General features: G+C 40.6%; 6 protein-coding genes and 2 pseudogenes. 5 read left to right on the forward strand and 3 right to left on the reverse strand.

Annotated elements, in window-relative coordinates; translation table 11 throughout:
* Positions 1-23 precede the first annotated feature (23 nt).
* The 3 genes from FGQ53_RS09940 to FGQ53_RS09950 are packed head-to-tail and all read right to left on the reverse strand — an operon-like array spanning position 24 to position 1,113.
* Positions 24-431 carry a hypothetical protein gene (locus tag FGQ53_RS09940; protein WP_138338377.1) on the reverse strand — a complete coding sequence of 136 codons (408 nt, stop codon included), beginning with the start codon at positions 429-431 and terminating at the stop codon, positions 24-26.
* Positions 432-443: 12 nt separating this feature from the next.
* On the reverse strand, positions 444-854 hold the full coding sequence (locus FGQ53_RS09945) for a hypothetical protein (protein ID WP_138338380.1): 411 nt from the start codon (positions 852-854) through the stop codon (positions 444-446).
* 1 nt (position 855) lies between these two features.
* Positions 856-1,113 (reverse strand): hypothetical protein, encoded by a 258-nt coding sequence (locus FGQ53_RS09950; protein ID WP_171019137.1) that lies wholly within the window; start codon positions 1,111-1,113, stop codon positions 856-858.
* A gap of 289 nt (positions 1,114-1,402) precedes the next feature.
* Between FGQ53_RS09950 and FGQ53_RS09955 the strand changes: the two genes are divergently transcribed.
* The 5 genes and pseudogenes from FGQ53_RS09955 to FGQ53_RS09975 all read left to right on the forward strand — a co-directional run.
* The gene (locus FGQ53_RS09955) at positions 1,403-2,074 is read left to right on the forward strand and encodes a CPBP family intramembrane glutamic endopeptidase (RefSeq protein WP_138338385.1); all 672 of its coding nucleotides are present in this window, start codon (positions 1,403-1,405) and stop codon (positions 2,072-2,074) included.
* 130 nt (positions 2,075-2,204) lie between these two features.
* Positions 2,205-5,480, forward strand: a complete 3,276-nt coding sequence (rexB, locus tag FGQ53_RS09960; RefSeq protein ID WP_138338388.1) for an ATP-dependent nuclease subunit B — start codon at positions 2,205-2,207, stop codon at positions 5,478-5,480.
* Positions 5,477-9,130 (forward strand): helicase-exonuclease AddAB subunit AddA, encoded by a 3,654-nt coding sequence (gene addA, locus FGQ53_RS09965; protein ID WP_138338391.1) that lies wholly within the window; start codon positions 5,477-5,479, stop codon positions 9,128-9,130. The genes rexB and addA overlap by 4 nt, the downstream gene beginning before the upstream one ends.
* A 17-nt stretch (positions 9,131-9,147) precedes the next feature.
* A pseudogene (locus tag FGQ53_RS09970) lies at positions 9,148-10,325 on the forward strand (hypothetical protein).
* 275 nt (positions 10,326-10,600) lie between these two features.
* Positions 10,601-11,020, forward strand: a pseudogene (locus FGQ53_RS09975) (YSIRK-type signal peptide-containing protein); the annotation flags it as partial.
* Between the last annotated feature and the right edge of the window lie 82 nt (positions 11,021-11,102).

The raw sequence follows: 11,102 nt of genomic DNA on the forward strand, positions 1-11,102 counted from the left end.
CGCATCTTCATCATTATCACTTTTTAAAGATTATCATAGTATTTTTTGAAAGCATCAAAATAATACTTAACTTCTTCCAGATTATCTACACGACTCCCCCAACGTAACTTAGTATTTCCTAAAGTTTTTGCTAAGCCATCTCCTCTTTTACCAGATGTTAATAGACTTATACCATTTTGACTAGGAACCGCTATGCCAATAACACCAGTACCACCCATACGAAACATTTGCCGTGGACCGCTATTTCCAACACCAATATCTACTCCCCTTAATTTGGGAAAGTCCACAGATAAGCGAAAATCAAAACTTGTCGGATCCAAATCATCATAAGTAATTTTACGGATAATATAATCTTGACCGAAGTAGCTATCAAGCATTTCAATTAAGACTTGATAACCTTTGCTTATTCTAATTTCTTCTCGTATCTTCATCCTTATCTTTCTCTAAAGACTATCATAGTATTTTTTGAAGGCATCAAAATATTTATCGACACTTTCTACATTATCTAATCCCGCTCCCCAACGCAAACTAGAGTCTCCTAAAATTTTATCTAATCCTTCTCCTTTCTCACCAGATGTCAAAACTCCTAAGCACCCTTCCTTAGGTACAGCAATTCCAATAAAACCGTCTCCTCCTATACGAAACATTTGGCGTGGACCACTATTAGCGACACCTACATCCACTCCCTTTAATTTGGGAAAATCCACAGATAACTCAAAATCAAAACTTGTCGGATCCAAATCATCATAAGTAATTTTTCGAATAATATAATCTTGACCAAAGTAACTATCAAGCATTTCAATTAAGACTTGATAACCTTTGCTCGTTCTAATTTTTTCTCGTATCTCTAACATCTTATTTCACCATTTTAAACCTTTCGTTTAATTCAACTATATGGTAACCATTGTTTTGTAAATACTCAAATTCTTGGTATCCATACTTCTTCCTAGGGATTGTTGTTGGATTGACCGTGTACTCAAATATTTTTCCTTTAACAATCTGATTATCTAAAAATTTCTGATTAATTTTCCACATTTCATTGAACTGTTCTGAACTATCAACTCCAAGTTCTTGTAATTTATCCATAATGGCATCCCATCCTGCACTTCCCATCGTATAGAAGGTATTACCTGCTCGGTATGCTGTTTGGTCATAAGAACTTGTACTGTTGTAAGTTTCATAACTACTATTATAAGATGTTTTTTGATTTTAGTCTAGTATAAACCACCTGATTTTTTGGGGGCTTTGGCTTCATTTAGGAGAAATCAATCTATATCCAAGGTTAGTAACTTAATCATAGGTCTTCCTTTGTTAGAGAAGATAATGGTAAAAGGGTAGGGGCTATTCAATTAAACAAACCATTATATTCAATAAGCTAGTCAAGGAAAACAGAGGATTTAATATGAAAAAACGGATTATTCAAATTTTACTAGCATTGTCCTTAATTTTTTACAAATCAACTTGGTTTTGGAGGCTTTTCAAACATCTCGCAAAGTCCTATCTACCAGCAAGTCGTGAGTTTTTTCAGATTATACTTTTGCTGGAAAGTGGTGTTCTTTTGTCAGCAGTCATCTATCTACTAGTTTTTTCAGGAAAGAAAACTTTTCAATTCAAGTGGCAACCGAGGTACTTTATCTACCTTTTACTGGGCTACATCATTTTGTATATGTCGGACTTCCTCTTGTCTTATTTCATACCCTCGTCTTCAAATCAAATTTCTTTGAATGAAACGATAGAAATGATGGGGCGACAGGAATTACCCTATTTCTTGCTCATAGTTTGCTTCATCGCCCCTATTGCTGAGGAATTGATTTATCGCGGTGTGCTTATGACAACCTTTTTCAAAAACTCACCTTGGTACGGAGATGTCTTGCTTTCTGCCATTATTTTCGGTTGTATTCATATCAATTTCGCTTTAACACCTCTTGCTTTTTTCATTTATGCTAGTGGAGGTCTTATTTTGGCTTTATTGTATCGCATGACAAAAAGTCTCTACTATCCAATAGTGGTTCATATCCTCATCAATATCACTGCCTTCTGGAACTTATGGTTACTCCTATTTTCAGGAAGTTAGCTTACTAAAACAATGTCGGAATTTTCCGGCATTTTCTTTTCAACAGATGAGCAAGAACTGATTATTTACAGGATTGCTTAATTAAAAAATGGTATAATAAAAGGTAATCAAAAATTCCAACGAGGCAGAGATGAAATTACTTTATACTGATATTCGGACTTCTTTGACAGAAATCCTAACCAGAGAGGCGGAGGAGCTAGTTACCGCGGGCAAGCGGATCTTCTACATTGCCCCCAACTCTCTTTCTTTTGAAAAGGAACGCGCCGTGCTGGAATGCTTGCCCCAGCAGGCTTCTTTTGCGATTACCGTCACGCGCTTTGCTCAAATGGCTCGTTACCTGGTCTTGAATGACCTACCTGTCAAAACCAGTCTAGATGACATCGGTCTTGGGATGGCCTTTTACAAGTGCCTTGCGGAACTCGATCCCAAGGACTTACGTGTTTATGGTGCTATTAAGCAGGATCCTCAGTTTATCCAGCAGTTGATTGAACTTTATCATGAAATGACAAAAGCTCAGATGAGCTTTTTAGACTTGGAAAGTTTGACAGACGAGGACAAGCGAGTAGCTTTACTCTTGATTTTTGAGAAAGTAACGGCCTATCTCAATCAAGGTCAGTTAGCTCAGGGAAGTCAGTTGTCCCATTTGATTGAGGCTATTGAGAATGACAAGGTAAGTAGTGATTTTACTCAAATCGCCTTGGTCATTGATGGATTTACCCGTTTTTCTGCTGAGGAAGAGCGGATTGTGGACTTACTTCATGGCAAGGGAGTTGATATTGTTATTGGGGCTTATGCGAGCAAGAAAGCCTATACCAGTCCATTCGCTGAAGGCAATCTCTATCAAGCCAGTGTGGAGTTTCTCCATCATCTAGCCTCTAAATACCAAACGCCTGCTCAGGACTATTCTCAAACTCATGAGCAGATGGATAGTTTTGACAAGGTCTCTCGTTTGCTGGAGTCTTCTTATGACTTTTCAGAATTAACATTGGATGTCGATGAGAAGGATCGTGAAAACTTACAAATCTGGTCTTGCTTGACGCAAAAAGAAGAGTTGGAGTTGGTAGCCCGTAGCATCCGTCAGAAATTGCATGAGAACTCAGACCTGAGCTACAAGCATTTTCGTATTCTCTTGGGGGATGTAGCTTCTTATCAATTATCTCTAAAAACGATTTTTGACCAGTATCAGATTCCTTTCTATCTTGGTAGAAGCGAATCCATGGCTCATCATCCCTTGACACAGTTTGTCGAGTCTATTTTAGCTTTGAAACGCTATCGTTTCCGTCAGGAAGATTTGATAAATCTTCTTAGAACAGGTCTGTATACCGACCTTAGCCAGGCTGATATTGACGCTTTTGAGCAATATATACGCTATCTTGGCATCAATGGCTTGCCAGCCTTTCAGCAAACCTTCACCAAATCCCACCATGGAAAATTTGATTTAGGGCGTTTAAATGCTCTTCGTCTGCGTATTTTAGCCCCTCTTGAAACCCTATTTGCCAGCCGAAAGCAGAAGGCAGAAAATCTCTTGCAAAAGTGGAATAGCTTTCTAAAAGAAGGAGCGGTGACCAAGCAGTTGCAAAATTTGACAGCTACCATGGAAGCTCTTGAACAGGAAAGACAAGCCGAGGTTTGGAAGGCATTCTGTCATGTTTTAGAACAATTTGCGACCGTTTTTGCTGGTTCACAAGTTAGTCTGGAGGACTTCTTGTCCTTGCTTCATTCCGGTATGAGTCTATCTCAGTATCGCACCATTCCAGCAACCGTAGATACCGTTCTGGTGCAAAGCTATGATTTGATTGCGCCACTTACAGCTGACTTTGTCTATGCCATTGGACTGACTCAGGACAATTTGCCAAAAATAGCGCAAAATACCAGTCTATTGACAGACGAAGAAAGACAAAACTTAAACCAAGCGACAGCGGAAGGGGCGCAATTGCTGATTGCCAGCAGTGAAAATCTCAAGAAAAATCGCTATACCATACTTTCCTTGATCAATTCTGCTCGCAAGCAGTTGGTCTTGTCAGCTCCAAGCTTTTTTAATGAAAGTGAAAGTAAGGAATCTGCCTATCTTCAAGAGCTGGTCCATTTTGGATTTAGTCGAAAAGAGAAGAGGATGAATCGCAAGGGGCTGTCTAAGGAAGAACTGGGGTCATATCACAGTCTTTTGTCCAGTCTGGTTGCCTATCACCAGCAGGGCGAGACAAGTGATACTGAGCAAGATTTGACCTTTGTTAAGGTTCTGGCGCGTGTGATGGGTAAAAAACTAGACCAGCAAGGTTTGGGAAATCCAGCCCTCCCAACCAGTCCAAGTAGTAAGCAGTTGGCTACGGACACCTTACAAGCGCTCTATCCTGCTGATCAGGAGTTTTACCTGTCTACCTCTGGTTTGACGGAGTTTTACCGTAACCAATACAGTTATTTCCTACGTTATGTTTTAGGCTTGCAGGAAGAATTGCGCCTGCGACCAGATGCTCGTAGTCATGGGAATTTCTTGCACCGTATTTTTGAACGGGCCTTGCAATTACCTGACGAAGATTCCTTTGACCAACGTCTAGAACAAGCTATTCAAGAAACCAGTCAGGAACGCGAATTTGAAGCTATTTATCAGGAAAGTTTGGAAGCCCAGTTTACCAAGGAAGTTCTGCTTGATGTTGCACGGACGACTGGCCACATTCTCCGCCACAATCCAGCCATCGAGACTATTAAAGAAGAGGCGAACTTTGGTGGGAAAGAGCAGGCCTTTATTCAATTGGATAATGGTCGCAGTGTCTTTGTACGAGGTAAGGTTGACCGCATTGACCGTTTGAAAGCTGATGGAGCGATAGGAGTAGTAGACTACAAGTCTAGTCTAACTCAGTTCCAGTTTCCTCATTTCTTTAATGGACTCAATTCCCAGTTACCAACCTACCTAGCTGCCCTAAAAAGAGAAGGGGAGCAGAACTTTTTCGGTGCCATGTACTTGGAAATGGCTGAACCTGTCCAATCTCTCATGGCCGTTAAAAGTCTGGCAGGGGCAGTAGTAGAAGCCAGCAAATCTATGAAATACCAAGGCCTCTTTTTAGAAAAAGAAAGCAGTCACTTGGGCGAATTTTACAACAAAAACAAGGCTAACCAGCTATCAGATGAGGAATTCCAGCTCCTACTGGACTACAATGCCCATCTTTACAAGAAAGCAGCTGAGAAGATTTTAGCAGGCCAGTTCGCCATCAATCCTTATACTGAAAATGGCAGAAGTATTGCCCCATACGTCCAGCAACACCAATCCATCACAGGATTTGAAGCCAATTACCATTTAGGTCAAGCTCGCTTCCTAGAAAAGTTAGATTTAGCTGATGGCAAGCGTCTGATCGGAGAAAAACTCAAGCAAGCTTGGCTTGAAAAAATTAGAGAGGAGTTGAATCGATGAAGCCCATTCCCTTTTTAACTGAGGAGGAAATTCAAAAACTGCAAGAAGTAGAAGCAGATTCGAACAAGAAAGAGAAGAAAACTGCCGAACAAATCGAAGCTATCTACACTTCTGGTCAAAATATCCTAGTCTCAGCATCTGCTGGTTCTGGGAAGACCTTTGTTATGGCAGGGCGCATTCTTGATCAATTGGCGCGTGGCGCGGAAATCAGCCAACTCTTTATCTCGACCTTTACCGTCAAGGCTGCTACAGAACTCAAAGAACGTTTGGAGAAAAAAATCAGCCAACAAATCCAAGAAACCGATGATGTCGATCTCAAACAACACTTGGGACGCCAGTTGGCAGACCTGCCAAACGCTGCCATCGGAACCATGGACTCTTTCACACAAAAATTCCTTGGCAAACATGGTTATCTGATTGATATTGCTCCTAATTTCCGAATTTTACAAAACCAGAGCGAGCAACTCCTTCTAAAAAACGAAGTCTTCCATGAGGTTTTTGAAGCGCATTATCAAGGTAAACAGAAAGAGACCTTTAGTCATTTGCTGAAAAATTTTGCAGGGCGTGGCAAGGATGAACGAGGTCTGCGCCAGCAAGTCTACAAAATCTATGATTTCCTTCAATCCACCAGCAGTCCCCAAAAATGGCTGAACGAGTCTTTCCTCAAAGGGTTTGAAAAAGCTGATTTTACTAGTGAAAAAGAAAAACTGGCTGATCAAATCCAGCAAGCCCTTTGGGACTTGGAAAGTTTCTTCCATTATCATCTGGATAATGATGCCAAGGAGTTTCCAAAGGCTGCCTATCTAGAAAATGTTCAGTTGATTTTAGATGAAATTGGCTCCTTAAATCAGGAGTCTGATAGTCAGGCTTATCAAGCAGTGCTTGCGCGTGTTGTCGTCATCTCTAAGGAGAAAAACGGTCGGGCTCTAGCTAATTCTAGTCGTAAGGCCGATTTGAAGCCACTAGCTGATGCCTATAACGATGAGAGGAAGGCTCAGTTTGCTAAACTAGGAAAACTAGCAGACCAGATAACAATTCTCGACTACCAAGAACATTATCATGAAGACACTTGGGAGCTAGCTAAAACCTTCCAAACCTTTATGAGTGATTTTGTGGAGGCTTATCGAGAACGTAAACGTCAGGAAAATGCCTTTGAATTCGCTGATATCAGTCATTACACCATTGAGATTTTAGAGAATTTCCCACAAGTCCGCGAGGCTTATCAGGAACGATTTCATGAAGTCATGGTCGATGAGTATCAGGATACCAACCACATTCAAGAACGGATGCTGGAATTGCTGTCGAATGGTCACAATCGCTTTATGGTTGGAGATATCAAGCAGTCCATCTACCGTTTCCGTCAGGCAGACCCGCAGATTTTCAATGAAAAATTCCAACGCTATGCGCAAAATACTCAAGAAGGCAAGCTGATTCTCCTCAAGGAAAATTTCCGTAGTAGTTCAGAAGTGCTGTCTGCAACCAATGATGTTTTTGCACGCCTTATGGACCAAGAGGTTGGCGAAATCAACTATGACAGCATGCACCAACTTGTTTTTGCCAATACCAAACTGACTCCTAATCCAGACAACAAGGCAGAATTTCTCCTCTACGATAAGGACGATAGTGGGCGAGAGGAGGAAGAGAGCCAAACAGAACCGAAACTAACTGGTGAAATGCGCCTAGTCATCAAGGAAATCTTGAAGCTCCATCAAGAGAAAGGTGTAGCCTTTAAGGAAATTGCCCTTTTGACTTCTAGTAGGAGCCGTAATGACCAGATTCTACTTGCCCTGTCTGAGTACGGAATTCCAGTTAAAACCGACGGTGAGCAAAACAACTATCTCCAATCCCTAGAAGTACAAGTCATGCTAGACACCCTTCGTGTCATTCACAATCCCCTGCAAGACTATGCTCTTGTTGCGCTGATGAAGTCTCCTATGTTTGGTTTTGATGAGGACGAGTTGGCACGTTTGTCCCTTCAGAAAGCAGAGAATAAAATCCAAGAAAATCTCTATGAGAAACTAGTCAATGCTCAAAAACAAGCAGCTAGCCAGAAAAACTTGATTCACACAGAACTAGCTGAAAAACTAAATCAGTTCATGGATATCTTGGATTCTTGGCGCTTATATGCCAAAACCCACTCTCTCTATGACTTGATTTGGAAGATTTACAACGATCGTTTTTATTATGACTATGTTGGGGCTTTGCCGAACGGACCTGCTAGACAGGCCAATCTCTATGCCCTAGCTCTACGGGCTGACCAGTTTGAAAAGAGCAATTTCAAGGGCTTGTCTCGTTTTATCCGTATGATTGACCAAGTTTTAGAAGCCCAGCACGATCTTGCAAGCGTGGCTGTCGCACCGCCAAAAGATGCAGTAGAGCTCATGACCATTCACAAGAGTAAAGGGCTGGAGTTTCCTTACGTTTTTATCCTCAATATAGATCAAGATTTCAACAAACAAGACAGTATGTCAGAAGTCATTCTCAGCCGAAAAAATGGACTAGGTGTCAAATACATTGTCAAGATGGAAACAGGAGCAGTGGAAGATCATTATCCTAAAACCATTAAACTCTCCATTCCTAGCCTAACTTATATACAGAATGAAGAAGAATTACAGCTAGCTAGCTACTCAGAGCAGATGCGTCTCCTTTATGTTGCAATGACACGGGCTGAGAAAAAACTCTATCTTGTCGGTAAGGCATCTCGTGAAAAGCTGGAAGCCAAGGAATTCCCAGTAACTAAAAATGGAAAACTAAATAGCAATACTAGGCTTCAGGCAAGGAATTTCCAAGATTGGCTTTGGGCTATCAGCAAAGTGTTTGCCAAGGACAATCTCAACTTTAGTTACCGTTTTGTTGGCGAAGACCAGTTGACTAGAGAAGCTATAGGAGAGTTGGAAAACAAGAGCCCTCTACAAGATAGCTCTCAAGCAGACAACCGCCAGTCTGAAACCATCAAAGAAGCTCTTGAAATGCTGAAAGAGGTGGAAGTCTATAATACGCTTCATCGCGCAGCCATTGAACTTCCTAGTGTTCAAACCCCAAGTCAAATCAAGAAATTCTACGAACCAGTTATGGATATAGAAGGGGTAGAAATTACTAACCAAACTCAATCACCGGAAAAGCAAATCAGCTTTGATTTACCAGATTTTTCAACTAAAGAAAAGGTAACTGGAGCTGAGATTGGTAGTGTCACTCACGAACTTATGCAGAGAATTGACCTTCGTCAGCAACCAACACTTGCTAGCCTGACAGAAACACTTAAACAAGTTCAAACCAGCCAAGCTGTCAGAGACAAGATCAATCTTGCTAAAATTCTTGCATTCTTTGACACAGCACTTGGTCAGGAAATTCTTGCCAATACAGACCATCTCTATCGCGAGCAGCCTTTCTCCATGCTCAAACGAGATCAAAAGAGTCAGGAAGACTTCGTTGTCCGTGGTATCCTTGATGGCTATCTGCTTTACGAGGACAGAATCGTTCTGTTCGACTACAAGACAGACCGCTATAATGAGCCAAGTCAACTCATAGACCGCTATCGTGGTCAATTATCTCTTTATGAAGAGGCTTTATCACGAGCCTATTCGATTGAAAATATTGAGAAATACTTGATTTTACTCGGTAAAGACGATGTTCAAGTTGTAAAAGTATAATCTAGAAAGGAGACCTCATGACACTTCCAGTTCGAAAATCCTTGCACGATGCAGTTTTACAGGCTTCAAAAGCGGATACTTGGAAACAAGCTACCAAGGAATGGAATGAAGTTTCCTTGATTTTTAACGGTATCGGCCGTAGCAATTGTGTCTGTGGAAATGCCATCAAATACGCCTACGAACTCTTTAACGGTGTCACAGGCCAACGCCTCTTTCCAATTGGTAGCGACTGTGTTCGCCATTTTCATCGATTAAGCCTTGACCAGCAATTGGAAGAGGAAGAAAAACTACTCAAAAAGGTTGAAAATCTGACCAGAAAGGCCCAGAAAAAGGAAAAAATAAAGGTCAATAAAAGTGACTTTGACGAACGACTTCTAAAACGGCTCTGGGAAAAAGATGTTTTCAAACCCAATCGCGGTAATCAATTTGCGCCTGAGAGAGACTATCAGCTTTTCTTAGAAGTCTTTCAAGGAGGAAGTTGGACCAAGGCTGAGCCAAGGAAGAAGGCTCGCATGGAAGAAGTCCTTGAAAAATGCATCAAGCCCTTTTTACTTGGAAAACCATATGACCAACTCTATCTTGTCAAGCTAGGCAAGGAGAAAATTGACTACGAACACGAACTCCGTATCCAGGCAGAGAAAGAGCGCAAGAAGAGGGAAAAATCGCCAAGCAATATGCAGATAATCTGGTCTTAGCTATGGGGCCAGCAGAGCGGGCTTATCAGGATTACTTTGGCTTTACAGAAACCCTTACTCAAGAAGAACGCAAGTGGGAGAAAATACTTTTTGGTAAAAATCGAACAGAACGGGCTATCAAAGCTGAACAATACCAAAAAGGGCTGGAAAAAGACCAACGAATTGCGAGTCAGGATCCAATTGAAAGAAAGCAGAAGCAGACCTGGCTCCTCAATTCCTATTTCCGTGAGCTTCCTGAAGAAAAATCTCGATTTGCTCGCCTCTTATTAGAATATCGAAAAAGTGGAGAAGTTCCCTTTTCAACCGAGTATCTGTCAGACCATCTGCTAGACTTTTTCTATAAAATGAAAGCTTTTGAGTTTGAAATCTCACCAGAATAAGTCCGATATTTTCTTAAAGAAAGCCTTCAGGAAGACCATCTATCCTCAGCACAGGAAAGCTGGATAGAAGGAATTCTCCTCAACTGCATCAAACCATTTTTAGAACGATTATTGATATAAGTAACACCTACCGTGGAAATGCCATGGTAGGTGTTATTTTATCCAAAAAAATAATAGGGAATTGCAAAACTACTACTTGGTATTTTATATATAAAACAAAGTATGAAAACGCTACTCAATTTTAAGACTTTTCGGTAAATTATAGTAGATTGAAATAAGATGTGAACAAACTGATTAGGAAAGTCAAATTAATTTCTAGAAATGTTTTAGTAGTCACAGTGTCCTATTCTAGATTCAATCTATTGTAAATATAAATTTTATTTCAAGGAGGAATAATGGAAAAGTATTTTGGTGAAAAACAGCAGCGTTTTTCATTTAGAAAATTATCAGTAGGACTTGTATCTGCAACGATTTCGAGTTTATTTTTTATGTCTGTATTAGCTAGTTCATCTGTAGAAGCTTAAGAGACTAAAGGTGTTCACTATAAATATGTGACAGAGTCAGAGCTATCATCAGATGAGCAGAATAAGCTTGTCTATGATATTCCTACATACGTGGAGAATGATGATAAGACTTATTATCTTGTTTATAAGTTAAATTCTCAAAATCAACTGGGGGAATTACCCAACACTGGAAGCAAGAATGAGATGCAAGCCCTAGTTGCTGGTGCTAGCTTAGCTGCTCTGGGAATTTTAATTTTTGCCGTTTCTAAGAAAAAAGTTAAGAATAAAACGGTATTACATTTAGTATTGGTTGAGGCTGAAAGTTCTATAATGAAGTTAGCCACCCAGCCCTCCTAAAAATTAGATGGTTCAACTGGCTTATAGCTAGTACTCG

The sequence above is a fragment of the Streptococcus mitis genome, assembly GCF_005844455.1.
GTDB lineage: Bacteria > Bacillota > Bacilli > Lactobacillales > Streptococcaceae > Streptococcus > Streptococcus mitis_BF.

Coding starts and splice junctions, on each gene's coding strand:
- FGQ53_RS09940 (WP_138338377.1), bottom strand. CDS start 431: ATGAAGATACGAGAAGAAATTAGAATAAGCAAAGGTTATCAAGTCTTA.
- FGQ53_RS09945 (WP_138338380.1), bottom strand. CDS start 854: ATGTTAGAGATACGAGAAAAAATTAGAACGAGCAAAGGTTATCAAGTC.
- FGQ53_RS09950 (WP_171019137.1), bottom strand. CDS start 1,113: ATGGGAAGTGCAGGATGGGATGCCATTATGGATAAATTACAAGAACTT.
- FGQ53_RS09955 (WP_138338385.1), top strand. CDS start 1,403: ATGAAAAAACGGATTATTCAAATTTTACTAGCATTGTCCTTAATTTTT.
- rexB (WP_138338388.1), top strand. CDS start 2,205: ATGAAATTACTTTATACTGATATTCGGACTTCTTTGACAGAAATCCTA.
- addA (WP_138338391.1), top strand. CDS start 5,477: ATGAAGCCCATTCCCTTTTTAACTGAGGAGGAAATTCAAAAACTGCAA.